We start from the raw sequence: 23352 nt of genomic DNA on the forward strand, positions 1-23352 counted from the left end.
GTTCACGTCGGGACCGACGTGGAGGGCGGGTGATGGATATCGAATTCACGCCCAGCCAGAAACGCGCGCTGGCCGTCTTTACGGTTGTCGCGTGTGCGTTCGCGGCGTACTTCCTGCGCAGTTATTTCGTGCTGATCGTGGTCGCAGCCGTCGGGGCGTATTTGTTCACACCGCTTTTCCAGTGGTTCGACCGGCGGCTGTCCACCGGTCTGGCGGCTACCTGCACGTTGCTGGTGGCGCTGCTGACCGTCATCGTTCCGTTTGCCCTGGTGGTGCTGCTGGCGATCGCGCAGATTTCCCGGATGGTCGTCCACGTGGCCGAGTGGGTCCAGCGCACCGATCTGAACAAGCTGGGCGACAAGGGTTTGCACATCGTCAACGACCTGCTGGCGCGGGTGCCCTTCGTGCACACGACGGTCACCGCGGAGTCGTTGCGGAAGGCGATGGCGACGGTCGCGCAGAAGGCCGGCCAATGGTTCCTGCACGTCCTACAGGACACTGCCGGAAACGTTTTCGGTGCGGTCACGTCGGCGATCATCTTCTTGTACGTGTTTGTCGCGTTGCTGACGCATCGCGAAAAGCTGACCACGTTGATCCGCCGGCTCAATCCGCTCGGCGAAGAAGTCACCGATCTGTACCTGCGCAAGATGGGTTCGATGGTGCGCGGCACGGTCAGCGGGCAGTTCGTCATCGCGCTGTGCCAGGGCGTGGCCGGGGCCGCATCGATCTACATCGCCGGATTCCACCACGGCTTCTTCATTTTCGCGATCCTGTTGACCGCGCTGTCGATCATCCCGCTGGGCGGCGGGATCGTCACGATCCCGTTCGGGATCGGGATGATGTTTTTCGGCAACATCTTTGGCGGTGCGTTCGTGGTGCTGTGGCACCTGATCGTGGTGACCAACCTGGACAACTTCTTGCGTCCGGTCCTGGTGCCGCGCGATGCCCGGCTCAATCCCGCACTGATGCTGCTCGCGGTGTTCGCGGGGATCGCGATGTTCGGGCCATGGGGCATCGTCATCGGGCCGGTGCTGATGATCGTCGTCGTCACCACGATCGAGGTCTACCTCGCGGCGTACCGAGGCGACGACGAGGAAGAGCCGGCTACGTCAGACGCGCAGTGAGGAACTCGACCACCCGCTTGCGGGCCTCGTAAGCCGGATGCCCCTCGACCTCGCGGACCTCGTCGGTGAGCACCGAGTGCGCCATCTTTGAGAAGCCGTGCTCGTTGCCTGCGCCGGAAGGGATTTCGATCACCTCGAACGCGTCGCCGAGTCGCTGCTTGAGCGTGGTGAAGCGGTCGCGTGGTGACATCCAGTCCTCGCTGAAGCGTAGGCCCATTGCGCACAGGCCCTCGTTGGCGGCGCGTTCGGCGACCACATCGAGTTCGAGTCGGGAAACCCCGGGGTCGCGGCGCTGCGCCGGGGACAGCGGGATCGGCAGCGACGGCTGGCTCAGCACCGGCGCCAGGACGCTCTCGTCGACGGCGGCGGCCAGCGCGAAACCGCCGGTGAAGCACTGACCGATCACGCCGACGCCCTTGCCCGGGGTCGACGCGTTGAGGTCGCGGGCCAGCGCTCGCAGGAATTGCGACACCGGCCGGTTCTTGTTGGTTGCGAACGCCGCGAATTCCCTTGCCACACAGGCCCGAGCGATCGTGGACACCCCGTAGCCGATCGTCACCGTGCGGCCCGGCTCGCCGAACAGCGACGGGATCGCGACCGTGAAGCCGTTGTCCACCAGGTGATTACCCAACGCGAGCACACCGGGGTGGATGCCCGGTATTTCGGGGATCAGCACGACGCCGGGTCCGTCGCCCTTGCGGTAGACGTCGTGGGTGTAACCGCCGCCGGTGAACGGCGCCGCAGTCCAGCCGGCCAGGTCTGCTTCGGGTGCTGTCATGGCTGTCCTTTCGCCGGTAACGGCGGCTGTGACTGGGTGGCCTCGGCCAGCGTACGGAATTCGGCGGCGCTGCCCGCACCGGTGACCGCGATCTGGGCGGGGCCGGCGGCACTGTCGAGCCGGGTGGTCCACACCGGCTCGACGCCGTCGCCTTCATAGACGATCCAATGGGTGGCGTCGACGTCGACGGTGCCGGTGGGATACATCGACGGATGGATCGAGCCGACCAGCTTGGCCTCGTCGGCGTTGCTCTGGTTCAGGCTCAGATACATGCCGGCCGGGCTGATGTAGCCCACGGTCGACACCGCCGCCCGCAGCCGCTGACCGGTCGACGGGTCGGTCCGGCCGTCCTCGACTCCGCTGCGGGTGCCGGAATTCGCCTGCCAGCCCTCGGGCAGCCGGGGCAGCCGGACCGGGAAGCCGAGCGTCTGGGCGTCGGCCCGCAAAGCGGCGGCCGCGTCGTAGGACGGCACCTGTCCGCGGTTGCTCGCGCCGGGCGCGAAGGTGCACATCCCGACCAGGCCCGCAAGCACGATGCAGGCGACGACCAGCGGCACCAGCGACCAGAACATGTCGCGGCCGTCCTGCAGCAACCGGGGCTTGGCCGGCTTGGGCGTCGGCTGCGGCTGCGTCGTCACAGCACGAGTATCCCAGCTTTAGGCCGCGGACCTGCTTCTGGGACAATCGGCGCCATGACGCAAGCTCATCGCGCCGCTGCCTCCTCGCCCACGGGCTCGTCGTCGCGAACGGCCGCCTCACGTCGCGAAGCCCCAGACCGCAACCTGGCCCTGGAACTCGTGCGGGTAACCGAGGCCGGCGCCATGGCCGCGGGTCGCTGGGTGGGCCGCGGCGACAAGGAGGGCGGCGACGGCGCGGCCGTCGACGCCATGCGCGAACTGGTCAACTCGGTGTCGATGCGCGGCGTGGTCGTGATCGGCGAGGGCGAGAAGGACCACGCGCCGATGCTCTACAACGGCGAGGAGGTCGGCAACGGCGACGGCCCGGACTGCGACTTCGCCGTCGACCCGATCGATGGCACCACGCTGATGAGCAAAGGCATGCCCAATGCCATCTCGGTGCTGGCGGTCGCCGACCGCGGCGCGATGTTCGACCCGTCGGCGGTGTTCTACATGAACAAGATCGCCGTCGGCCCCGAAGCTGCCCACGTGCTCGACATCACCGCGCCGATCGCCGACAACATCCGCGCCGTCGCCAAGGCCAAGGACTTGTCAGTGCGCGACATGACGGTGTGCATCCTGGAGCGGCCGCGGCACGCGCAGCTGATCGACGACGTCCGCGCCACCGGGGCGCGGATCCGGCTGATCACCGACGGCGACGTGGCCGGCGCGATCTCGGCGTGCCGGCCGAACTCCGGCACCGACATGCTGGCCGGTATCGGCGGCACCCCAGAGGGCATCATCGCCGCCGCGGCGATCCGATGCATGGGTGGCGCGATCCAGGCCCGGCTCGCGCCGAAGGATGATGCCGAGCGGCAGAAGGCGATTGACGCCGGCCACGACGTGGACCGGGTGCTGACCACCGAAGACCTGGTCTCCGGCGACAACGTGTTCTTCTGCGCCACCGGTGTCACCGACGGTGATTTGCTCAAGGGGGTGCGCTACTACCCCGGCGGCTGCACCACCCAGTCGATCGTGATGCGCTCGAAGTCGGGCACCGTGCGGATGATCGAGGCCTACCACCGGCTTTCGAAGCTCAACGAGTACTCCGCGATCGACTTCACCGGCGACTCCAACGCGCAATACCCCCTTCCGTAACCGACTGTAAGGATCTGCATGACTGACGAGTACCGCATCGAACACGACACCATGGGCGAGGTCCGGGTGCCGGCAAAAGCGTTGTGGCGCGCCCAGACTCAGCGTGCAGTGGAGAACTTCCCGATTTCCGGGCGTGGACTCGAGCGCGCCCAGATCCGGGCGCTGGGTCTGCTGAAAGGCGCGTGCGCGCAAGTCAACAAGGACCTCGGGTTGTTGAGCCCAGAGAAGGCCGACGCGATCATCGCCGCGGCCAACGAGATCGCCGATGGTCAGCACGACGACCAGTTCCCCATCGACGTGTTCCAGACCGGTTCCGGCACCAGCTCCAACATGAACACCAACGAGGTGATCGCCTCGATTGCGGCGGGCAACGGCGTCACGGTGCACCCCAACGACGACGTCAACATGTCGCAGTCGTCCAACGACACCTTCCCGACCGCCACCCACATCGCCGCCACGGAAGCCGCTGTGCGCCACCTGATCCCGGCACTGCAGGTGCTGCACGACGCGCTGGCGGCCAAGGCTCGCGAATGGCGCACGGTGGTGAAGTCGGGTCGCACGCATCTGATGGACGCGGTTCCGGTGACGCTGGGCCAGGAGTTCTCCGGCTACGCCCGCCAGATCGAGGCCGGCATCGAACGAGTGCAGGCGACGCTGCCGCGGCTCGGTGAGCTGGCAATCGGCGGCACCGCGGTCGGCACCGGGCTCAACGCGCCCGACGGCTTCGGCGCCAAGGTGGTCGAGGTGCTGGTGGCCAAGACGGGTTTGGCCGAATTGCGCACGGCTACCAACTCTTTCGAAGCCCAGGCCGCCCGCGACGGGCTGGTCGAGGCGTCCGGCGCGCTGCGCACCATCGCGGTGTCGCTGACGAAGATCGCCAACGACATCCGCTGGATGGGCTCGGGCCCGTTGACCGGGCTGGCCGAGATCCAGCTGCCCGATCTGCAACCGGGCAGCTCGATCATGCCGGGCAAGGTGAATCCCGTTATCCCGGAAGCGGTTACGCAGGTCGCGGCTCAGGTGGTCGGCAATGACGCGGCGATCGCGTGGGGCGGCGCCAACGGCGCCTTCGAGCTCAACGTCTACATCCCGATGATGGCGCGCAACATGCTGGAGTCGTTCAAGCTGCTGACCAACGTGTCGCGGCTCTTCGCCGAGCGCTGCATCGCCGGGCTGGCCGCCAACGTCGAGCACCTTCGCGAGCTGGCGGAGTCGTCGCCGTCGATCGTGACCCCGCTGAACTCGGCGATCGGCTACGAGGAGGCCGCCGCGGTGGCCAAGGAAGCGCTCAAGGAGCGCAAGACGATTCGCCAGACCGTGATCGACCGCGGGCTGATCGGCGACAAGCTCTCCGAGGAGGAGCTCGACCGTCGCCTCGATGTGCTGGCGATGACGAAAGTGACCGACGACTCGGCATGATCAGCGACGAGCTTCGACGACGCCGACTGGCGACGATCGAAGAGCACATGAGCACCGAGGTCACCAAGGAGTTCGACCGCACACTGGCGACGTTCAACGGGCACCCGCGGTACGAGATCATGGCCACCGGCCAGGTTTTCGACGGCAATGACGAGGTCATGAACTACTACCGGACCACGCGGACCGCCTTCCCCGACCAACGTCACGACAACGTCCGATACCACTTCGCCGACGACGCGGTCATCACCGAATTCGACCTACTCGGCACCAATCTCGGTGAGTTCTACGGCCTGCCACCAACCGGTAAAGCATTTCGGGTACCGATTATCGCGGTGTTCTTCTTCGACGGCGATCGAATTGTCAACGAGCGCATCTACTTCGACTCCGCAAGTCTCGTGACGCAGATCGGCCGCAGCGAACTGCTGAGCCAGTAATCACCAGACCAGCTGCGCCAGGTGCTTGCGGGCGTAACCCCGCACTGCCTCGTCGTCGCCGGCGTCGAGCACCTTGGTCGGCACCTGCGCCAGCGAACACGCCACCCGGATGTGTAATTCGGCGACGGCCAGCAAGTCGTCGTCGGGCATCGTGGCGCCAGCGGCGCGCAGTGCTTTGGCCATCGCCAGCGATGCGTTGTCGAGGAAGGCCTGGGCCTCCTGATACACACCGGCCACCGCCGTCAGGTCGCTGTCGAGTTGCAGAAACTTCCGCATCACCGGTTCGGTGGTCAGCAGCCGCAGTCCCTCGCAAAACGCCGCTACTGCAGCATCTTTGGGGCCGGAATCCATCGCGACGGTGCGCAGCCGGGCCATCGCGAAGTCAAAGGTGCGGCGCCCCAGCTCGGTGATCAGCGCGTCCCGGTTGGGGAAGCGTCGATACAGCGTGCTGCGGCTGACGCCGGCCTGGCGGGCGATGACGTCCAGGCTGGCCCGTCCCACCCCGACCAGCGCAACCTCTTCGGCGGCCGCCTTGAGGATCGCGTCCTCCTGCTCGGTGGGACTGGCGGTGCTGCGTTGCCGTCGCATCCGTACAGTCTGTCAGCCCACCGGACAGCCCGGCGCCGCGAACGAGTCCAGCGCCACCGAACGATGCAGCCGGACCAGTTTTTCGTATTGCAGGCGGTTGTATGCCAGGGGCACAAGCAGCAGCCGGTCCGGCAGCACCCGCCACGCCAGCTGCACCAGCCGCGTGTAAACCCCGAACTCGACGTCATGCCAAGGCTGCCAGCGGAATCCGGTCAGCTCGCGAACGCCGGGGTGCATGATCCCGAACGAGCACACCTTGACCACCCGTCCCGCCCCCGGCCGCACCGCCAACCACAGCGGCGTCAGCGCGCGCCGGACTGGCGTCGGCAGCAACAAAGTCGGCAGCGGCAGCCGGGTCAGATCGGCCGTCACCCGGTCGAGGAACGGATTGGCCGCAAGTTCGGTTTCGACCATCCGGTCGTAGTATTCGACCGCTTCGGCGTAGCTGGCGGGCAATTTCGCGGACTTTCCGCTCAGCTCGATCGCGCTGAATGCCTCCACAAGTTGACGGTAGGCCGCCTCTTGCTCGGCAGCGGTCAAACTGATGCCGGTCACCGGCGTAAACGAATGCAGCACAACGAAAATCCCGCTGATCGCAATCCAATTCCACAGCTGCGGACTCAGCGCGCTGTAGCGGACGTCGACGAATTCGCCCTTGCCACGGCCGCGAACGTCGCGGTGCAACCGCTTGAGCCGCTCCCCCTCCGCCGCGCGGTCGTCGGCGTCTCCCCAGATCGCCAGCAGCGCAGAGAATCCGCTGCGCACTCCTCTGTCGGCGAAGTTGCGTTCGAAACGGCCGGTCTTGTCGACCGCGGCGGCCACCGGGACCAGCGCCACCTCGTCGAAAGCGGCGGCGCCGAACAGTCCGCCGAACACACTGCCGGAATGCTTGCGGAATTCCGCCATCACCCGCGGCCGCACGGGTGCGACGGGCGTGGGACGGACCGGTTGATCGGTGACTGCGGTCATATGCCGACTCCCATCACGTGGTTGACACAAAGACTACTTATTTGTGTCAACGTGTCAACTGGCTTAGGCCCCGTTGTTGGGACCGCCGGAGTTGGCGCCGGGGATATCGGTGATCGGGAAATTGGGCATCGGCTTGGGCGACGGTGTGTTGGGCAGCGTCGGGATCTCGCCGGGCGGGATGTCGCGCAAATCGTTGGCAGGCGGACCGTTCTCGCGGCCGCCGTAACTACTCCCCGGCGCCCGCGGGCCGAGCAACTGGCTGACCGTCACCAGGTGGTAGCCGTTGGCTTTCAGCACCGGGATGAACTGGTAGACCAAATCAACCGTCGACGAGTAGGTGTCGTGGAACAGCACCACCGAGCCGGGCTTGATCTGGCTCATCAGCACCGCCCGGGTGGCGGCGGTGTTGGAGTCGTTGATCCAGTCGTAAGGGATGACGTCCCAAAGGATTTCGGCCTGGCCGAGCCGAGCGGCAGCTTGGCGCACCGCCGCGTTGGACAACCCACCGGCCGGCCGGTACAGCGTCGGCGCGCGGCCGGTGGCGGCGACGATCGCGTCGTTGGCCTTGGACAGCTGGCCAGGAATGTCTTCGGGCGGGATCGTCGTCATGTTGGGGTGTTCCCACGTGTGGCTGCCGATCTCCATGCCGGCCTCGGCGATGCGCTTGGCGCCGGCCGGGTTGGCGGCCACCTTGTTGCCGATCAGAAAGAACGTGGCCTTGGCGTCGTTGTCCGCCAGGATGCGCAGCAGCCGATCGGTGAACGGGCCGGGCCCGTCGTCAAACGTCAGCGCCACGCACTTGACCCGGGCACAGTCCACGTTGTCGGCGTCGGCGCGCCGCACATGTCCGGTCAGGGCCCCGATTGCCAGCACCGCGGCAGCCACCACGACGCCGAGGACGGTACGCCAGTACCGCCAGGCTTGGCTGTCGCGGACTCGTCCCACCCTGGCAGCGTAGCGGCGATAGCGGATAGTAAGAGTGATGACCGCCCAGGACCGCTTCTTCCCCTACCGCTACGCGCCGCGAGCCTTGTGGCTGCCGATTCGTGGCTGGCCGGGCCGCCAGGGCGTCACCCTCACCGCCGACGGACGCTTCGTTGCCCGGTACGGGCCGCTGCGGGTCGACGTGCCGCTGAGCCAGGTGCGCGACGCGCATGTCACCGGTCCATATCGGTGGTGGACGGCGCTCGGGCCGCGGCTGTCTTTCGCCGACGACGGCCTCACGTTCGGGACCAACGCCGACGCCGGCGTGTGCATCCACTTCGAGCCGCCGATCCGCCGGGTGATCGGTCTACGGGACCACTCGGCGCTGACCGTGACCGTGGCCGACACCGCGGGCTTGGTCGCCGCGCTTGCGATCGCCGCTTAGGGCAGCGGGCCCCGGCTGATCTCCTCCAGCATCTCGGTGACCAGCGCGGCGATCGGCGAGCGCTCGCTGCGCAGCAGTGTGATGTGCGCGAACAGCGGGTGCCCCTTGAGTTTCTCGATCACCGCCACCACTCCGTCGTGACGGCCCACCCGCAGGTTGTCGCGCTGGGCGACGTCGTGCGTCAACACAACTCGCGATCCCGCGCCCAGCCGCGACAGCACGGTCAGCAGCACGTTGCGCTCCAGCGATTGCGCCTCGTCGACGATCACGAACGAGTCGTGCAGCGAGCGGCCGCGGATGTGCGTCAGCGGCAGCACCTCGAGCATGCCGCGGGAGAGCACCTCGTCGAGCACGGCCGGGCTGGCCAGGCCCTCGAGGGTGTCGAACACCGCCTGCGCCCACGGGCCCATCTTGTCGCTCTCGCTGCCGGGCAGATAGCCCAGCTCCTGGCCGCCGACCGCGTACAGCGGGCGGAACACCACCACCTTGCGGTGGGTTCGCCGCTCCAGCACCGCTTCCAGGCCTGCGCACAACGCCAGCGCCGACTTGCCGGTGCCGGCCTTGCCGCCCAGCGACACGATGCCCACCGATTCGTCGAGCAGCAGATCGAGTGCCACCCGCTGCTCGGCGGAGCGCCCGCGTAGCCCGAACACCTCGCGGTCACCGCGGACCAGCTGCACACGCTTGTGGGCGTTGACCCGCCCAAGTGCATGCGAGCTGCCGCCGAGTAGCCGAATTCCGGTGTGGCAGGGCAGATCTCGTGCAGCAGCCAGGTCTACTTCGCCGTCGGCGAACAGCACGTCGATGTCGTCGGCCGAGGCTTCGACCTCCGCCATCCCGGTCCATCCGGAGGTGACGACGTCCTGCGCGTGGTATTCGTCGGCGGACAGGCCGACCGCTCCGGCCTTGACCCGCAGCGGAATGTCCTTGGACACCAACGTGACTCGCTTGCCCTCGGCAGCAAGGTTGGCGGCGCAGGACAGGATTCGGGAATCGTTGCTGTCGGTGCGGAAGCCCGCCGGCAGCACGGCGGGATCACTGTGATTGAGCTCGACGTGCAGCGTACCGCCTTGTGTCCCAACGGGAATCGGCTGATCGAGCCGTCCGTGCTCCAGCCGTAGGTCGTCGAACAAGCGCAGCGCCTGACGGGCGAACCAGCCCAGCTCGTGGTGGTAGCGCTTGGCCTCCAGCTCACTGATCACGACCAGCGGCACCACCACGTCGTGCTCGGCGAACCGGGTACACGCCCACGGATCGGACAACAGCACCGAGGTGTCCAGCACATACGTCCGGGTATCAGTCACGGAGCGCTCCTATACCCCGCGCGGCCCCGCGCAGAGTGATTCGGCGGGGCGGCGGCACCAGGACCGGGGCCGGTCCGTGGTAAGAGGTGCCGTCTGGACAGCAGAGCACGTCGCTAGCCATCGAATGCGACGCTACTCCGGTCGGAGCATGCCCGCCGTGCAGGCGCGCCGTGGGCTAGCGGACGACGAACTGCTTCAGTTCGGGCTGATCGGCCAAGCCCCAGGCGGTGATGCGGTCCGAGATCACCTGGCGCAACTGAGGTTCGCCGAAAATTCCGGCCTCGGCCACCTTCTGCACCTTGTCCTGGTAGGCATCGATGTCACCGCCGACGACGCCGAGCTCCGCGGCCCGGGCAGCGATCGCCGCGATCGTCTCGTCGCGGGTGTAGTCCAGGCAGTGCGCGACGAGCTTGGCGAAGAAGTCCTCATGGCGCTCTTCGTCTTTGGCGATCCGGGTGATCAGCCCGGCCAGCACGGGCTCTTCGATCTGGGCCGCCAGGTTGCGGCAGAACACCGCATGGGCGCGCTCGAAGAACGCCATGAACACCAGTGTTTCGACCTGGCTGTAGCGGTCGGCCCGGTAGCCCTTCATCACGTGCTCGACGCGGACCTGCTCGTTGGCGGTCGGGTCGACTTCACGGGTCACCACCAGGTATTCGCGCAGCGCGATCGCGTGCAGGTGCTCCTCGGCGGTCCAGCGGCCCAGGAACCGGCCCCACCAGTCTTCGAGGATGAAGTGCTCGACGAGCTCGCGGTGGTAGCCGGACAGGTTGTCCTTGGTGATCAGCAGGATCTCGCAGGCGTCGGTGATCACTCGCGGCAGCGACGCCTGTGACGGGTCCCAGTCGTGGCCGCCGAGGAAGGCGAAGTTCTCGCCCTGCTCGAACGGCACGTAGTCGTGCGCGAACCAGAGATCCTCGGTGTTGAGGTGGTGGTCCATGAGCTGCTCCACCACCGGCTCGAGTTCAAGCGTCAGTGCATTAGCAACGGGTTTCACGGCCATGAAAGTAACTGTAACCCGGGTTCACAGGTTTCGTGAAATCGGTGCGGCGCGGCGCGCCTCCAGGCCGTCATACCAGGAAACTCCCTGGTCACACGGCTGGCGGTCAGAACACCCAGCTGCCGGACGGCTGCAAGACAAATCCCTTGTCCCGGGAGGGATCGATGCAGGCGACCAATTGGTTCGCGCCGACCACGCAGGTGGCGTCACCGGTTTCGATCTTCTGCCCGGCATTCAACACAGCGGCGCCGCTAAACGGCGGACATGCACCGCCATGCCGGTCGAAAACGAAGTCGGACGAGATTGGCTGCGGCCACACCCGGGCGCATCCCGGGCCGCCGTTGTCGGGAACCGAATCGGGGATGCCCGGAATATTGCCCATGCACGAGATCCCGGGCCAACCCATCGGGCTTTGCAGGGTCTTCGGGAAATACGCCCAGCTGCAGACCACTCCGTCGGAGGTCGAAAACCAGACGCCCACGTCGTTGTCGTCGTTGTCCAGGTAGCGGCTGGCGCCCAGGTAGGGCTGCGGGTCCACCGGAGTGAATGCATTCAGGTCGGGAAATCCGGGCGGTGCTGCGGCGGCAATCGGCGACGACGCCAACATCGCGACGGCGATGCAGGCGACGACCTTGACCGATTTCACACGGTCAACCCCGGGTAGAGCGGATTGGCGCCCAACAGCTCGGCAGACGCGGCGCGCACCCGTTCGGCGGTGCCGTCGGCCAGCGTGTACTTGGCTTTCGACTCACCTTCGGCAGTGGTGTTTTTCAGGACGTCGACGACCAGTTCGGCGACCTGGTCGAAGTCGGCGGCGCCGAACCCGCGGGAGGTCAGCGCCGGCGTGCCGAACCGGATGCCGCTGGTGTACCAGGCGCCGTTGGGGTCGACCGGGATCGAGTTGCGGTTGGTGACGACGCCGGCGTCCAGCAGCGCCGATTCGGCCTGGCGGCCGGTCAGCCCGAACGACGTCACGTCCAGCAGCACGATGTGGTTGTCGGTGCCGCCGGTCACCAGCCGTGCTCCCCGCTTGAGGAAGCCCTCGGCCAGGGCGTGCGCGTTGTCGGCGACCTGCTGGGCATACGTCTGGAACTCCGGCTGACGGGCCTCGGCCAGCGCGACGGCCTTGGCGGCCATCACGTGGGCCAACGGACCGCCCAGCACCATCGGGCAGCCCTTGTCGACGGCGTCGGCGTACTCCGGCTGCGCCAGGATCAGTCCGCCGCGCGGGCCGCGCAACGACTTGTGCGTCGTCGTCGTGGTGACGTGCGCGTGCGGCACCGGGTCCTCGTCGCCGGTGAATACCTTGCCGGCCACCAGGCCGGCGAAGTGCGCCATGTCGACCATCAGCGTGGCCCCCACCTCGTCGGCGATCTCGCGCATGGTGGCGAAGTTGATCCGCCGCGGGTAGGCCGAATAGCCGGCGACCAGGATCAGCGGCTTGAACTCCCGCGCCGCCGCCGCGACCTTGCCGTAGTCCAGCAGTTCGGTGTCGGGGTCGGTGCCGTAGCTGCGCTGGTGGAACATCTTGCCGGAGATGTTGGGCCGGAAGCCGTGGGTGAGGTGCCCGCCGGCGTCCAGCGACATGCCCAGCAGCCGCTGGTTGCCCAGCTTGCGGCGCAGCGCTTCCCAGTCGTCTTCGGACAGGTTGTTGACATGCTTGACGCCGGCCTCGGCCAGGCCGGGCGCCTCGACCCGGGTGGCCAGAATGGCCCAGTACGCGACGAGGTTGGCGTCGATGCCCGAGTGCGGCTGGACGTAGGCGTAGGGCGCGCCGAACAGCTCGCGGGCGTGTTCGGCGGCCACGCTCTCGACGGTGTCGACGTTTTGGCAGCCGGCGTAGAAGCGGTGCCCGATGGTGCCCTCGGCGTACTTGTCCGACAGCCAGCTGCCCATCGTGAGCAGCACCGCGGGCGAGGCGTAGTTCTCGCTGGCGATCAGCTTGAGCGAATCACGTTGGTCGGCAAGCTCTTTGCGGGTCGCGGCGGCGATGCGGGGTTCGACGGATTCGACGACCTGCAATGCGGCACGGTAGGCGGCGCTTGCGGTGTCGGCGTATTCGGCAGGCATAGCTGTCAGCCTAGTGCGGACGGGATCAGCGGCTCGTCCAGCAGGCGGCCGAACCGCTCGGTGAGGCTGACCCCGGTGGGCCGGTTGTCCAGCCAGCGTCGCAGCAGGTGGTACCCCTCGACGTAGGTGCTGGTGTAGGCGCGCCACAGCGGCGAGGACAGAAACCGCAGCATCTGCCGGGCCCGCTCGTCGGTGACCAGTAGCCAGCGTCGCAGGAACTCGGCCACCTCGTCGGCGTCGCGGTGCTCGTCGTGCAGCATCAGCGCGGCGTCCTGACGGACGCCGGCCAGCGCCGCCGTCGCCTCCGACATGGCCTCGGCGCGCTCGCCGTCGAAGCGCAGCCCGAGGTCGGCGTAGATGTCGGCCGCCCAGCGGCCCCAGCCCGGGCCGACCGCGACGTACAGCGCCAGGTCGGCCAGGCCCTCTGCGATCAAGCATTGCGGGGTGTTGACCAGGAAGATGGTCTGCTCGGCCTGGCCCTGCCGCTTGACCAGCCCGGCCTCCTTGCGGCAGTGCTCGGTGTGATGTCCCGGATATGACTCGTGGGCGACCAGCCGGGGCAAGTTGGACATGAGCTGCTTGAGGTCGGCGTTGACGGCCACCGTCGAGCGGTAGTTGCCCAGGTAGTAGTTGAACCCCGACCACGGCTTGTCGGTGACGACCTGGTACTCGATGGTTTCGGTGTCCGGCAGCGGATATTCGGCGCGGACCCGATCTCGCAGCGCGCTGGAGAACGCCTCGATGCACTCGGCCAGCCGCTGCGGTGGGATCTCCTCTTTCGTGCGATAGGCGATCATCCGCTCGGCCAGCGGGCCGGATCCGCCCAGCAGCTCGTCGAGCCGGGCGTGGGCCTGGCGGTAGGTCTCGTCGTCGCCCTTGGCGATGTCGACGTCGAAGTAGTCGCGCACCTCGTCGACGAAGCCGATGTCCTCGCCGGCGAACTTGCGACCGGCACACGCCAGCGCGCGCAGGTGGGCGCGCAGATAGTCGGCGCGGGCGTCGTCGAATCCGTTGCGGCGCGGCACGTCCGGCAGTGCGGCGAGCAGCCGCTCGGCTTGGCGGACCAGTGTGGCCGGGTCGGGCGCCGGTTCGTCAGCGACCACGCGACGCAGCGCGGGATCGCCGGTGTAGGCATCGACGTAGCCGGACTCGATCCGGTCGAAGCGCAAACCCAGCAGCAGGTACTCGCGGATCAGGCTGGCGGGCTCCATACCGGTTAACGCTATCCATTCCGCCCCTGCAAGACTGAAGGCCATGCCACGGCTGAGCGAGCCGAGCCCCTATGTGGAGTTCGACCGAAGTCAGTGGCGCGCGCTGCGTATGTCCACGCCGCTGCCGCTGACCGAAGACGAAGTCGTTGCCCTGCGTGGTCTCGGTGAGCAGGTGGACCTCCTTGAGGTCGAAGAGGTGTACCTGCCGCTGGCCCGTCTGCTGCACCTGCAGGTCGCGGCCCGCCAGCGGCTGTTCGCCGCCACCGCGGAGTTCCTCGGCGAGCCGCAGCAGAACCCGGACCGCCCGGTGCCGTTCATCATCGGGGTGGCCGGCAGTGTGGCGGTGGGCAAGTCGACCACCGCCCGTCTGTTGCAGGCGCTATTGGCCCGCTGGGACCACCATCCGCGTGTCGACCTGGTCACCACCGACGGCTTCCTGTACCCGAACTCCGAACTCGAGCGGCGAAACCTCATGCACCGCAAGGGTTTTCCGGAAAGCTACGACCGACGGGCGTTGATGCGGTTCGTCACCTCGGTGAAGTCGGGGGCGCGATACGCGTGCGCGCCGGTGTATTCGCACTTGCATTACGACATCGTGCCGGGCGCCAAACACGTTGTCCGCCACCCCGACATCCTGATCCTCGAGGGTCTCAACGTGCTGCAGACCGGGCCGACGCTGATGGTGTCGGACCTGTTCGACTTCTCGCTGTATGTGGACGCGCGGATCGAAGACATCGAAAAGTGGTACGTCGACCGGTTTTTGGCGATGCGCTCGACGGCCTTCGCCAATCCGGCGTCGCACTTCCACCACTACGCCGGGCTGAACGATGCGCAGGCGGTCGTTGCCGCCCGCGACATCTGGCGGTCGATCAACCGGCCCAACCTCGTCGAGAACATCCTGCCCACCCGGCCGCGGGCCACCCTGGTGCTGCGCAAAGACGCCGACCACTCCATCAACCGGCTGCGGCTGCGCAAGCTGTAACTCCCCTGCGCCGAATGTGGACTTGAGGCACGCTCAGTCGCGGTTCAGCGTGTCAAAAGTCCACACTCGACCGATGGATATCGCGCAATGAGCCGGTGCGGGGACCCCCACCGCAAACCTCGAAACGGTGGCAGCGCCCCGCACCAGCGGAAGGGAGTCACGCCGGAAGCCGGCGCACTCCGAGGTATTGCAGGTAGCCGAACAGCGCGGTGTACACCCCGCTGGCCAACGTTGCGACGACACCGGTTGCAGTCAGGGGCAGCACCCCAGCGGCGACGACGGCGACCGCCCCCACGGTGCAGACGACATTGGCGATCACGACGGCTATCCCGGCGCGGCGAAGATCGGGCGCCGCGGCGATGGTGAACACCGCCAGCCCGTACAACACGCAGAAGGCGCCCATGGCGTATTCCTGAACCGAGCTCAAACCGGTCATCGACGAGATCGGGTCGGCGAACACGGCGACGGCCAGGCCTGCGAGCCCGGTCAGCGTGGCGTCGGCGCGCATCGCGAAGCGCAGTAGCGAGTCTGTTGAGTCGGCGAACGGGCGGGTGGCCAATCCGGCAGTAGCGGTCATGTCATAACTCCTTGGTGACTTTGCTCGGACTCCTTTGAGCGTGCCGCTCTGGGACTGCCAGATCGACGCATGGCACTGCCAACTAATGCCATGCGCAGGTCAACAGGGCGTCGACCGCCGGCATTCCTCAGCTGGAGACCGCTACCCGGCCGCGCAGGTCGGCGGCGATCAGCCGCGCGGCGGCGTTCTGCCAGTTGTGCAGCGAGCGCTGCGGCACGTCGGTGACGAACCACTGCCACGCCTGCCGGGCGATCGGGTCCAGTCCGGCGGCGGTGGCGTTCTGCGCGTAGGCCCGCACGCCAACGACGTACGGGAAGTACAGCGAGTTGTAGTAGCGCCATTGTTCGGTGGTGCCGAAGTCGCCGCCGTCGCGCGGCTTGAGCGCCGCGATGCGATCGGCCAGCAGGGCCTTGAGTTCGATGGCCCGTTCCAGCGGCTGGTCGGGCGCGCCGCGGGCAGCCAGCCGCTCGTCGATCTCGGGCAGCGCGGTCAGCGGGCTGGCGACCAGCTTCGACAGGTCGCCGTAGTGGCCGAGTGCGCGACGGGTGAGCCGGGCGAAAGTGTCGTCGTCGACGTCGTCGAGCGGGTCGGCCGAACGCAGCGGCAGCGCGGATTCGGTGCGCCGCAACGTCGCCCGGTCGGCGCGCAACGTCGGCGACCGCCAGAACGCCATCCGGTCCAGCATGCCCGCCATCGGGTCCGCAAGCACCTGCACGTCGATCGCGATCGCCAGGCTGGTGAACAGCAGCACCATCAGCGCGGTCTGCTGACCGGTCAACGCGATGCCGATCAGCACCTGACCGCCGAACAGCACCGCCACCATGACGCTGCCCCAAAAAGAGCGCAGCATGTCGGCGCGTAGCGCCTGGCCCTCGTCGAAGGCATCCCACAGCGCCACCGCAACACCGAGCGCGAGCACGTCGCATCCCGTCGACGCCAGCGCCAGCCAGCTGGGGACCAGGCCCAGTGGAATGACCAGGATCGCATTGCTGAGCGCGAAGAACAGCGTCGCCACCACGACAAGGCCGACCACTGGGATCGGCTGGGCGCGCCGTGCGAGGGCCTTGGCCATTGCGCCGAGTGTGGACAGCGATATCACCGCGAACATCACCCAATGGCCCGGCCGCAGTGGCCCGTCGACGCTGCCGGCCATCGCCGCACCGATCAGCGTCAGGGCCGCGACGCCGCCCACCAACAGCAGCTCACCGGTGCGGGCCCGCCAGCTGTCGCAGGGCCGGCCCAGCTCGACGAGGACCGCGAACCACGCCACGCCGGGAACAGCGGCCAGGTAGATCTCGACCTGACTGAGCAGCCCGACGTGCGCGACGACACGCACCGCATCCAGCGCGACCACGACCGCGAAGCCGCATAGCCCGGTCGCCGCCAACACGAGCACCGGCTTGCGTGGATCGCGGGCCAGCAGATATGCCCCCAGCCACCAGCTCAGCGCGAACACCACTGCCGACAGCGCAGCCATGGCTCAAGTGTGGCACTACATCCCGTAGCGGCGGTGACGCAGGCTGTAATCGCGCAGCGCGCGCAGGAAGTCGACCCGCCGGAACGCCGGCCAGTGCGCCTCGGTGAACCACATCTCCGAATAGGCGCTCTGCCACAGCAGGAAGCCGGAGAGCCTCTGCTCCCCCGACGTCCGGATGACCAGATCGGGGTCGGGTTGCCCTGAGGTGTACAGGTTTTCGGAGATCGCGTCGACGGTGACGGCGTCGACGAGTTCCTCGGCGCTCGCGCCGTTGGCGAGCTTTTTGTTCAGCAGGGCGCGCACGGCGTCGACGATCTCCTGACGGCCGCCGTAGGCGACGGCGACGTTGACGTGGAAGCCGGCGTCGGACGGGGTGCCTTCTACGGCCTCGCGCAGCCGCCGCGCGGGTTCCTCGCCGATCAGCTCCAGGTCTCCGACCGTGCGTACACTCCACCGGTTCACCGGTGCGCAGATCTCCTCGACGACATCAGTGATGATCTCGATCAACGCGGCCAGTTCGTCGGGGTCGCGTTGCAGGTTTTCGGTGGAAAGCAGGTACACCGTGGCCATTTCGATGCCGGCTTCGGCGCACCAGCGCAGCATCTCGGCGATCTTGGCCGCGCCCATCCGGTAGCCGTAGCTGACGTCGTCGTACCCGGCGTCGCGCGCCCAGCGCCGGTTGCCGTCGCACAGCACGGCGATGTGCCGGGGCAGCGCGGACTTGGAGGCCGCCAAGCCCTGCCGTAACCGCAGCTCATAGATGCGATACAGCGGTTCCTTGAGGCGCGGCGGAATAATCTCCACGGGAATCCAGACTACTGTGGCAGGCACGATCAACGGCGATCCCGACACAAGTCAGGGAGGGAAATTGAGCCAGACGAACGCTGCGTCGCACCAGTCCGGACCGATCAGCGTCGTCGAGGACGTCGTCGAGGGTGCCACCCAGATCCTCACCAAGCCGCGGATGCGCGGCTGGATCCACTTCTACTCCGCGTGGCTGGCGATCATCTGCGGCGCCACCCTGGTGTCGGTGTCGTGGGCGGTGGCCTCGCCGCGGGCCGGCCTCGCGACGTTCATCTACGCCGCGGCCACGGTGGCGATGTTCGCCGTCAGTGCCACCTATCACCGGGTGGAGTGGAAATCGGTCACCGCGCGGATGCGGATGAAGCGGCTCGACCATTCGATGATCTTCATTTTCATCGCGGGCAGCTACACGCCGTTCGCGCGGCTGGCCATGCCGCGCGACACCGGGACGCTGGTGTTGTGCATCGTGTGGGGCGGCGCGGCGGCCGGGATCTTGCTGAAGGTGCTCTGGCCGACGGCGCCGCGCTGGGTGGGCGTGCCGCTTTATCTGCTGCTGGGCTGGGTGGCGGTGTGGTATGCGCCGACGATCATCCACACCGCCGGCGTGGCCGCGATGGTGCTGCTGGCCGTCGGCGGCGTGCTGTACAGCATCGGCGGGCTGCTCTACGGCCTGCGCTGGCCGGACCCGTGGCCGAAAACCTTTGGCTACCACGAGTTTTTCCACGCCTGCACAGCGGTGGCGGCAATCTTGCACTACATCGCGATGTGGTTGGCCGTGTTCTACGTCGGCCACCCGGCCTAAAGCGAAGTGACGTTGTCCGCCGACCAGTAGGCCTTCATCGCGGCGACCTTGCCCTCGTCGTCGAACGCCATCACGTCGATGGGCTCGATCACCATGCCGCCGTCGCCGGCTTTGACCGTGAGCCGGAACTGGAACGCCGCTTCGTTGCCGGCAACCCGCAGCGTGACCAATTCGCATTCCCGCTCGGCGTTTTCGACCGCGGAGTAGAAACCGCGGATCGCCTGCCGACCGATGTGCACCTCGCCGCCGACCGGATCCTCGACGGTGGCGTCCTCGGCGTACAGCTCGGCGATGTCGTCGGCGCTGCCCTTGGCGACCAGGCTGATGTAGCGGTTGACGGTGTCGGCGATGTGTTCAGCACTCGGCATGGGCAGCAGGCTACCGGTCCAGCGCGGCGGCCAGCTCGTCGGTGCTGGTGACGGGCAGATCGCAGACCCGGCCGCGGCACACGTAAGCGGCGTCGGCGCCATCGACCGGGCCGCGGTCGAGGAGTAACTCGGACGAGCCCGCTGCGCCGCCGACCACGATGGCGCCGCCCGGCGCGAGTTTGCGCGCGGCGGCCAGCAGCGACGAGCCGAACGGCTCGCAGGCCACCGCGACCTGCAGCGGACCGCGCACCGCCGCCTCGGCGACGGCCAGCCAATGCCCGGCCGAGCGCGGCGCGCGGGCCAGCAGCGGAGAATGTGCCAGCAGCGTGTCCGCCGCCGCCCCCCAATACTTCGCGGCGCGGTCCCCGCCCACCAGATGTGCGGCGGTCAGCAGCGCCTCGGTGATCGCCGAGGCTCCCGACGGCGTCGCGCCGTCGAGCGGATCGGCGGGGCGGAACATCAGCTGCTCGGCGTCGTCGGCGGCATCGAACCACCGACCCGGCCGGTCGGGATCCGCGAAGTGGACCAGCGCGATGTCGAGCAATTGAGTAGCCGTCGACAGCCAGGTGTCCTCGCCGGTCAGCTGGTGCAGCGTCAGCAATCCGGTGGCCAGCATCGCGTGGTCTTCCAGGATCGCCGCGCTGTCGCCGACCCGTCCGCCCAGACTGGCCCGGCGCAGCCGGCCGTCGACGAGGTGCAGGTCCACCAACGCCGTCGCGCACCGGCGCGCGGCGGCTAACAGCTCCGGATCATCAAGGGCCACACTGGCTTCCGCCAACGCGGTGATCGCCAGGCCGTTCCAGGAGGTGACCACCTTGTCGTCGCGATCGGGCTGCGGCCGGGTCAGCCGCGCGGCCAGCAGCACGGTGCGGATCCGGTCGAACCGGTCGGCATCGTTCGGGTCGGCCGGCAACTGCAGCACCGACGTGCCGTGCTCAAACGTGCCGCCGTCGGTGACGCCGAAAACCGAAGCGGCCCAACCACCGTCATCGGGCCCGAGAACTTCGGTCAGCTGCGCCGGCGTCCACACATAGGTGGACCCTTCGGCCCCCGCAGCATCGGCGTCCAGCGACGAGGTGAACATGTCGCCGTCGCCCAGGTCGTGCAGCAGAAATGCGGCGGTCTGGGCGGCGACGCGGCGGGCCAGTGGGTTACCGGTGCGGCGGGCCCAGTGGGCGTAGACGCGCAGCAGCAGCGCGTTGTCGTACAGCATCTTCTCGAAATGCGGTACCACCCAAGCATTGTCGACGCTGTAGCGGGCGAATCCACCGGCCAGCTGGTCGTAGATGCCGCCGCGGGCCATCGCGGCGCACGTGCGCTCCACCGCCTCCAGCGCCGGCGTGGACCCGGTGCGCTCGTAGTGCCGCAGCAGCGCTTCGGCCAGCGCCGACGGCGGGAACTTCGGTGCGCCGCCGAACCCGCCGCCCTCGGTGTCCTCGTCCTCCAACACCAGCCCCACCGCGTGATCGCACAACGCCGGCTCGACCTCCGGGCCACCGCCGGGCAACCCCGACGCCATGTCCCGCAGCTCGGCGGCGATGTGGTCCGATACCTGCTCCACCTCGTCGCGGCGGGTCTTCCAGGTGTTGACGACGGCCGAAAGTACTTCGGAGAACACAGGTTTCGGGTAGTAGGTGCCGCAGAAGAACGGCCGGCCGTCCGGTGTCAGGAAGCAGGTCATCGGCCAACCGCCGTGCCCGGTGAGCGCCACGGTGGCGTTCATGTAGACGGCGTCGATGTCGGGCCGTTCCTCGCGGTCGACCTTGACGCAGACGAACCCGTCGTTCATGGCCGCAGCCACCTGCTCGTCCTCGAACGACTCGTGCGCCATCACGTGGCACCAGTGGCATGCGGCGTAGCCGACCGACAGCAGGATCGGCACGTCGCGCTCGGCGGCCTCGGCCAGCGCCTGCGGCGTCCACTCCTGCCAGTGCACCGGATTGTCGGCATGCTGACGCAGATACGGGCTGGCCGCCCCGGCGAGCGCGTTAGTCATCCGGTTCGGTTTCCACCGTGCCCTCGTCGGCGGCCTGATCCGGCTCGGGGTGTTGCGGGTCGAACGACTCGGGCACCTTCTTCAGCTGCCGGTTCATCGACCGCACCAGGAAGAACGTGCCGATCAGCAGCAGCACGATCACCAGCAGACCGAACGGGCTGGCCTTGCCGAAGTCGGGTCCGGTGTTGCGGGGTGCATCGTCGGCCAGCAAGGTGAGCAGAAGCTGGTTCATTGGTCGGCCTCGATTCCGGCGAACAAATCGGTCTCGGGTAAGCGCACCGGCACCCGCGAGCGGGCCAGCTCGAATTCCTCAGTGGGCCAAAGCCTTTGCTGCCATTCGATGGGTGCGGCGAAGAAGTCGCCCTTCGGGTCGATCTGCGTGGCGTGCGCGCGCAGCGCGTCGTCGCGCTGGCTGAAATACGCCGAGCACTCCACCCGCGTCGTCACCCGGTCGGCGAACACGTCGTGCTTGGGGTCCCAGTGCGCCAGCCATTTCTCGAACGGGCCCTGCTGATCGTGTTTGGCGAACTCGTCCTGCAGCAACTGCATCCGCTGGCGCAAAAAGCCGTGGTTGTAGTACAGCTTCGCGACCGTCCACGGCTCGCCGGCGTCCGGGAACATCCGATAGTCGGCGGCGGCCTCGTACGCGGCGACCGACACCTGGTGGCAGCGGATGTGGTCGGGGTGCGGGTAGCCGCCGTGCTCGTCGTAGGTCGTCATGACGTGCGGGCGAAACTCGCGCACCACGCGCACCAGCGCCTCGGTGGGGACCTCCAGCGGCACCAGCGCGAAGCAGCCCTCGGGCAGCGGCGGGGGCGGGTCGCCCTTGGGCAGCCCGGAGTCGACGAAGCCCAGCCAGGTGTGTTCCACGCCGAGGATCTCGGCGGCCTTCGCCATCTCGTCGCGGCGGATCTCGGCGATGCGGCCGTGCACATCGGGCAGGTCCATGGCGGGGTTGAGGATCTCGCCGCGCTCGCCGCCGGTCAACGTCACCACCAGCACGCGGTGGCCCTCGTCGGCGTAGCGGGCAAGGGTGGCGGCGCCCTTGCTGGACTCGTCGTCCGGGTGGGCGTGCACCGCCATCAACCGCAGTTCGCTCACGTGCCCCCTGTCTCGGCTGCTCTGTGGCCCCTTAACCTAATAGTTCCATCCTGGCGGCCCGAATCCGAGACTGACGTATGACCCACACCCCCCGCTATGGCCGTCCGCGGCTCTCTCGCGCATCGCGGCGGCGGGTTGTCATCGTGCTCGGTGTGTTGGTGGTCATCGCCGGCGTCGTCATCGCCGTCGTCGGCTACCAGCGGCTGGGCCGCAGCGACGTGGAAGGCACCCTGGCCGGCTACCGGCTGATCGACGACGAGACGGTGTCCGTGACGATCAGCGTGACCCGCTCGGACCCGTCGCGCCCGGTGGACTGCATCGTGCGGGTACGCGCCAAAGACGGTAGCGAGACGGGCCGCCGCGAGGTGCTGATTCCTCCGTCGCAGGCGGCCACCGTTCAGGTCACCGCGATCGTGAAGTCGAGCAAGCCGCCGGTGATGGGCGACGTCTACGGCTGCGGCACGGATGTGCCCGGCTACCTGCGCGCTTCTTGACGCCGCGGCAGCGCGGACGAACGCCGAACTGCGAAAACGCGGTCGGCGCACCTACCCCGCAGTGGTAGCATGTGTGCATGCACGGTTCCGGCTGGGACCGTGTATTGCTGCATTAGCGGGTATACGCGTTGTCACGCGACGGAACCCACCCCGCAGCCAGAGCCATAGCCACGCGAATACGCGGGACCGATTACATGAGGAGCGCGACGAGATGACGGACACTCAGGTGACCTGGTTGACCCAGGAGTCACATGACCGACTCAAGGCCGAGCTCGACCAGTTGATCGCAAACCGTCCGATCATCGCCGCGGAAATCAACGACCGCCGCGAGGAGGGCGACCTGCGCGAAAACGGCGGATACCACGCCGCGCGTGAGGAGCAGGGCCAGCAGGAGGCCCGCATCCGGCAACTCCAGGACCTGCTGAACAACGCGAAGGTCGGTGAAGCGCCGACGCAGTCCGGAGTTGCGTTGCCCGGTTCGGTGGTGACCGTCTACTACGGCGATGACAAGTCGGACACCGAGACGTTCCTGATCGCCACCCGCGGGGAGGGCATCAACGACGGCGATCTGGAGGTGTACTCGCCGAACTCGCCGCTCGGAGGCGCGCTGATCGACGCCAAGGTAGGCGAGTCTCGCACCTACACCGTGCCCAACGGCAACACCGTCAAAGTGACGCTGGTGAGCGCGGAGCCGTACCACTCATAGCTAC

At 67.7% G+C, this 23352-nt stretch carries 26 protein-coding genes; 9 read left to right on the forward strand and 17 right to left on the reverse strand.

What is annotated here, in order from left to right; genetic code table 11:
- Nucleotides 1-32 precede the first annotated feature (32 nt).
- Nucleotides 33-1124 carry an AI-2E family transporter gene (locus MFM001_RS05015; RefSeq protein WP_116374151.1) on the forward strand — a complete coding sequence of 364 codons (1092 nt, stop codon included), beginning with the start codon at nucleotides 33-35 and terminating at the stop codon, nucleotides 1122-1124.
- Here the strand turns inward: MFM001_RS05015 and MFM001_RS05020 are convergent.
- Nucleotides 1105-1902 (reverse strand): dienelactone hydrolase family protein, encoded by a 798-nt coding sequence (locus MFM001_RS05020; RefSeq protein WP_116374152.1) that lies wholly within the window; start codon nucleotides 1900-1902, stop codon nucleotides 1105-1107. The genes MFM001_RS05015 and MFM001_RS05020 overlap by 20 nt on opposite strands.
- The gene (locus MFM001_RS05025) at nucleotides 1899-2540 is read right to left on the reverse strand and encodes a DUF4245 domain-containing protein (protein ID WP_116374153.1); all 642 of its coding nucleotides are present in this window, start codon (nucleotides 2538-2540) and stop codon (nucleotides 1899-1901) included. Before MFM001_RS05025 ends, MFM001_RS05020 begins: the two co-directional genes overlap by 4 nt.
- A 54-nt stretch (nucleotides 2541-2594) precedes the next feature.
- On the opposite strand from MFM001_RS05025, the gene glpX reads away from it, so the two are divergent.
- From glpX to MFM001_RS05040, 3 genes are read left to right on the forward strand one after another with little or no spacing between them, the layout of a single operon-like run.
- Nucleotides 2595-3677 (forward strand): class II fructose-bisphosphatase, encoded by a 1083-nt coding sequence (glpX, locus tag MFM001_RS05030; RefSeq protein ID WP_116374154.1) that lies wholly within the window; start codon nucleotides 2595-2597, stop codon nucleotides 3675-3677.
- 18 nt (nucleotides 3678-3695) lie between these two features.
- Nucleotides 3696-5096, forward strand: a complete 1401-nt coding sequence (locus MFM001_RS05035) for a class II fumarate hydratase (RefSeq protein ID WP_116374155.1) — start codon at nucleotides 3696-3698, stop codon at nucleotides 5094-5096.
- Complete coding sequence (locus MFM001_RS05040; RefSeq protein WP_116374156.1) at nucleotides 5093-5530, forward strand: ester cyclase; 438 nt, start codon at nucleotides 5093-5095, stop codon at nucleotides 5528-5530. The genes MFM001_RS05035 and MFM001_RS05040 overlap by 4 nt, the downstream gene beginning before the upstream one ends.
- On the opposite strand, the gene MFM001_RS05045 is transcribed toward MFM001_RS05040, so the two are convergent.
- The 3 genes from MFM001_RS05045 to MFM001_RS05055 all read right to left on the reverse strand — a co-directional run bounded on the left by MFM001_RS05045 (nucleotide 5531) and on the right by MFM001_RS05055 (nucleotide 8032).
- Complete coding sequence (locus MFM001_RS05045; RefSeq protein ID WP_116374157.1) at nucleotides 5531-6118, reverse strand: TetR/AcrR family transcriptional regulator; 588 nt, start codon at nucleotides 6116-6118, stop codon at nucleotides 5531-5533.
- Between the two features lie 12 nt (nucleotides 6119-6130).
- Nucleotides 6131-7087 carry an oxygenase MpaB family protein gene (locus MFM001_RS05050; protein WP_116374158.1) on the reverse strand — a complete coding sequence of 319 codons (957 nt, stop codon included), beginning with the start codon at nucleotides 7085-7087 and terminating at the stop codon, nucleotides 6131-6133.
- Between the two features lie 63 nt (nucleotides 7088-7150).
- Nucleotides 7151-8032 carry a polysaccharide deacetylase family protein gene (locus tag MFM001_RS05055; protein ID WP_116374159.1) on the reverse strand — a complete coding sequence of 294 codons (882 nt, stop codon included), beginning with the start codon at nucleotides 8030-8032 and terminating at the stop codon, nucleotides 7151-7153.
- 37 nt (nucleotides 8033-8069) lie between these two features.
- Here MFM001_RS05055 and MFM001_RS05060 point away from each other — a divergent pair, with 37 nt between their 5' ends.
- Entirely contained in the window at nucleotides 8070-8456 is a 387-nt protein-coding gene (locus tag MFM001_RS05060) for a hypothetical protein (protein WP_116374160.1), read from the forward strand.
- On the opposite strand, the gene MFM001_RS05065 is transcribed toward MFM001_RS05060, so the two are convergent.
- From MFM001_RS05065 to MFM001_RS05085, 5 genes are all read right to left on the reverse strand, one after another.
- Entirely contained in the window at nucleotides 8453-9760 is a 1308-nt protein-coding gene (locus MFM001_RS05065; RefSeq protein ID WP_116374161.1) for a PhoH family protein, read from the reverse strand. The two genes, MFM001_RS05060 and MFM001_RS05065, sit on opposite strands and share 4 nt — an antisense overlap.
- A 175-nt stretch (nucleotides 9761-9935) precedes the next feature.
- Nucleotides 9936-10763 (reverse strand): acyl-ACP desaturase, encoded by an 828-nt coding sequence (locus MFM001_RS05070; RefSeq protein ID WP_116374162.1) that lies wholly within the window; start codon nucleotides 10761-10763, stop codon nucleotides 9936-9938.
- Between the two features lie 103 nt (nucleotides 10764-10866).
- Nucleotides 10867-11406: a hypothetical protein gene (locus MFM001_RS05075; RefSeq protein ID WP_116374163.1), complete on the reverse strand. Its 540-nt coding sequence runs from the start codon at nucleotides 11404-11406 to the stop codon at nucleotides 10867-10869.
- Nucleotides 11403-12830, reverse strand: coding sequence for a glycine hydroxymethyltransferase (locus MFM001_RS05080; protein WP_116374164.1), 1428 nt, complete (start codon nucleotides 12828-12830; stop codon nucleotides 11403-11405). Before MFM001_RS05080 ends, MFM001_RS05075 begins: the two co-directional genes overlap by 4 nt.
- 5 nt (nucleotides 12831-12835) lie before the next feature.
- Nucleotides 12836-14041, reverse strand: a complete 1206-nt coding sequence (locus MFM001_RS05085; RefSeq protein WP_116374165.1) for a DUF885 domain-containing protein — start codon at nucleotides 14039-14041, stop codon at nucleotides 12836-12838.
- Between the two features lie 43 nt (nucleotides 14042-14084).
- On the opposite strand from MFM001_RS05085, the gene coaA reads away from it, so the two are divergent.
- On the forward strand, nucleotides 14085-15023 hold the full coding sequence (gene coaA / locus MFM001_RS05090; RefSeq protein ID WP_116374166.1) for a type I pantothenate kinase: 939 nt from the start codon (nucleotides 14085-14087) through the stop codon (nucleotides 15021-15023).
- A gap of 157 nt (nucleotides 15024-15180) precedes the next feature.
- On the opposite strand, the gene MFM001_RS05095 is transcribed toward coaA, so the two are convergent.
- From MFM001_RS05095 to MFM001_RS05105, 3 genes are all read right to left on the reverse strand, one after another.
- Entirely contained in the window at nucleotides 15181-15600 is a 420-nt protein-coding gene (locus MFM001_RS05095) for a hypothetical protein (RefSeq protein ID WP_116374167.1), read from the reverse strand.
- A 127-nt stretch (nucleotides 15601-15727) separates the two neighbouring features.
- Complete coding sequence (locus MFM001_RS05100) at nucleotides 15728-17077, reverse strand: hypothetical protein (RefSeq protein ID WP_116374168.1); 1350 nt, start codon at nucleotides 17075-17077, stop codon at nucleotides 15728-15730.
- 15 nt (nucleotides 17078-17092) lie between these two features.
- Nucleotides 17093-17881, reverse strand: a complete 789-nt coding sequence (locus MFM001_RS05105; RefSeq protein ID WP_116374169.1) for a (2Z,6E)-farnesyl diphosphate synthase — start codon at nucleotides 17879-17881, stop codon at nucleotides 17093-17095.
- On the opposite strand from MFM001_RS05105, the gene MFM001_RS05110 reads away from it, so the two are divergent.
- Nucleotides 17838-18683: a hemolysin III family protein gene (locus MFM001_RS05110; RefSeq protein WP_116374170.1), complete on the forward strand. Its 846-nt coding sequence runs from the start codon at nucleotides 17838-17840 to the stop codon at nucleotides 18681-18683. The genes MFM001_RS05105 and MFM001_RS05110 overlap by 44 nt on opposite strands.
- Here MFM001_RS05110 and MFM001_RS05115 read toward each other — a convergent pair.
- From MFM001_RS05115 to mca, 4 genes are read right to left on the reverse strand one after another with little or no spacing between them, the layout of a single operon-like run.
- The gene (locus MFM001_RS05115) at nucleotides 18680-19051 is read right to left on the reverse strand and encodes a nuclear transport factor 2 family protein (RefSeq protein WP_116374171.1); all 372 of its coding nucleotides are present in this window, start codon (nucleotides 19049-19051) and stop codon (nucleotides 18680-18682) included. The genes MFM001_RS05110 and MFM001_RS05115 overlap by 4 nt on opposite strands.
- Before the next feature lie 10 nt (nucleotides 19052-19061).
- Nucleotides 19062-21047, reverse strand: coding sequence for a thioredoxin domain-containing protein (locus MFM001_RS05120; RefSeq protein WP_116374172.1), 1986 nt, complete (start codon nucleotides 21045-21047; stop codon nucleotides 19062-19064).
- Complete coding sequence (locus tag MFM001_RS05125; RefSeq protein WP_116374173.1) at nucleotides 21040-21279, reverse strand: hypothetical protein; 240 nt, start codon at nucleotides 21277-21279, stop codon at nucleotides 21040-21042. Before MFM001_RS05125 ends, MFM001_RS05120 begins: the two co-directional genes overlap by 8 nt.
- Entirely contained in the window at nucleotides 21276-22148 is an 873-nt protein-coding gene (mca, locus tag MFM001_RS05130) for a mycothiol conjugate amidase Mca (protein ID WP_116374174.1), read from the reverse strand. Before mca ends, MFM001_RS05125 begins: the two co-directional genes overlap by 4 nt.
- Before the next feature lie 77 nt (nucleotides 22149-22225).
- On the opposite strand from mca, the gene MFM001_RS05135 reads away from it, so the two are divergent.
- Both MFM001_RS05135 and greA read left to right on the forward strand, forming a co-directional pair.
- Complete coding sequence (locus MFM001_RS05135) at nucleotides 22226-22642, forward strand: DUF4307 domain-containing protein (protein ID WP_116374175.1); 417 nt, start codon at nucleotides 22226-22228, stop codon at nucleotides 22640-22642.
- A 211-nt stretch (nucleotides 22643-22853) separates the two neighbouring features.
- Nucleotides 22854-23348: a transcription elongation factor GreA gene (gene greA, locus MFM001_RS05140; protein ID WP_045377757.1), complete on the forward strand. Its 495-nt coding sequence runs from the start codon at nucleotides 22854-22856 to the stop codon at nucleotides 23346-23348.
- The last annotated feature ends 4 nt before the right edge of the window (nucleotides 23349-23352 follow it).

Origin of the sequence: Mycobacterium sp. MFM001, assembly GCF_003402475.1 — a bacterium.
Taxonomy (GTDB): Bacteria; Actinomycetota; Actinomycetes; order Mycobacteriales; family Mycobacteriaceae; genus Mycobacterium.

Coding starts and splice junctions, on each gene's coding strand:
- MFM001_RS05015 (WP_116374151.1), top strand. CDS start 33: ATGGATATCGAATTCACGCCCAGCCAGAAACGCGCGCTGGCCGTCTTT.
- MFM001_RS05020 (WP_116374152.1), bottom strand. CDS start 1,902: ATGACAGCACCCGAAGCAGACCTGGCCGGCTGGACTGCGGCGCCGTTC.
- glpX (WP_116374154.1), top strand. CDS start 2,595: ATGACGCAAGCTCATCGCGCCGCTGCCTCCTCGCCCACGGGCTCGTCG.
- MFM001_RS05035 (WP_116374155.1), top strand. CDS start 3,696: ATGACTGACGAGTACCGCATCGAACACGACACCATGGGCGAGGTCCGG.
- MFM001_RS05040 (WP_116374156.1), top strand. CDS start 5,093: ATGATCAGCGACGAGCTTCGACGACGCCGACTGGCGACGATCGAAGAG.
- MFM001_RS05045 (WP_116374157.1), bottom strand. CDS start 6,118: ATGCGACGGCAACGCAGCACCGCCAGTCCCACCGAGCAGGAGGACGCG.
- MFM001_RS05050 (WP_116374158.1), bottom strand. CDS start 7,087: ATGACCGCAGTCACCGATCAACCGGTCCGTCCCACGCCCGTCGCACCC.
- MFM001_RS05060 (WP_116374160.1), top strand. CDS start 8,070: ATGACCGCCCAGGACCGCTTCTTCCCCTACCGCTACGCGCCGCGAGCC.
- MFM001_RS05070 (WP_116374162.1), bottom strand. CDS start 10,763: ATGGCCGTGAAACCCGTTGCTAATGCACTGACGCTTGAACTCGAGCCG.
- MFM001_RS05080 (WP_116374164.1), bottom strand. CDS start 12,830: ATGCCTGCCGAATACGCCGACACCGCAAGCGCCGCCTACCGTGCCGCA.
- MFM001_RS05085 (WP_116374165.1), bottom strand. CDS start 14,041: ATGGAGCCCGCCAGCCTGATCCGCGAGTACCTGCTGCTGGGTTTGCGC.
- coaA (WP_116374166.1), top strand. CDS start 14,085: ATGCCACGGCTGAGCGAGCCGAGCCCCTATGTGGAGTTCGACCGAAGT.
- MFM001_RS05095 (WP_116374167.1), bottom strand. CDS start 15,600: ATGACCGCTACTGCCGGATTGGCCACCCGCCCGTTCGCCGACTCAACA.
- MFM001_RS05100 (WP_116374168.1), bottom strand. CDS start 17,077: ATGGCTGCGCTGTCGGCAGTGGTGTTCGCGCTGAGCTGGTGGCTGGGG.
- MFM001_RS05110 (WP_116374170.1), top strand. CDS start 17,838: ATGCGATACAGCGGTTCCTTGAGGCGCGGCGGAATAATCTCCACGGGA.
- MFM001_RS05115 (WP_116374171.1), bottom strand. CDS start 19,051: ATGCCGAGTGCTGAACACATCGCCGACACCGTCAACCGCTACATCAGC.
- MFM001_RS05120 (WP_116374172.1), bottom strand. CDS start 21,047: ATGACTAACGCGCTCGCCGGGGCGGCCAGCCCGTATCTGCGTCAGCAT.
- MFM001_RS05125 (WP_116374173.1), bottom strand. CDS start 21,279: ATGAACCAGCTTCTGCTCACCTTGCTGGCCGACGATGCACCCCGCAAC.
- MFM001_RS05135 (WP_116374175.1), top strand. CDS start 22,226: ATGACCCACACCCCCCGCTATGGCCGTCCGCGGCTCTCTCGCGCATCG.
- greA (WP_045377757.1), top strand. CDS start 22,854: ATGACGGACACTCAGGTGACCTGGTTGACCCAGGAGTCACATGACCGA.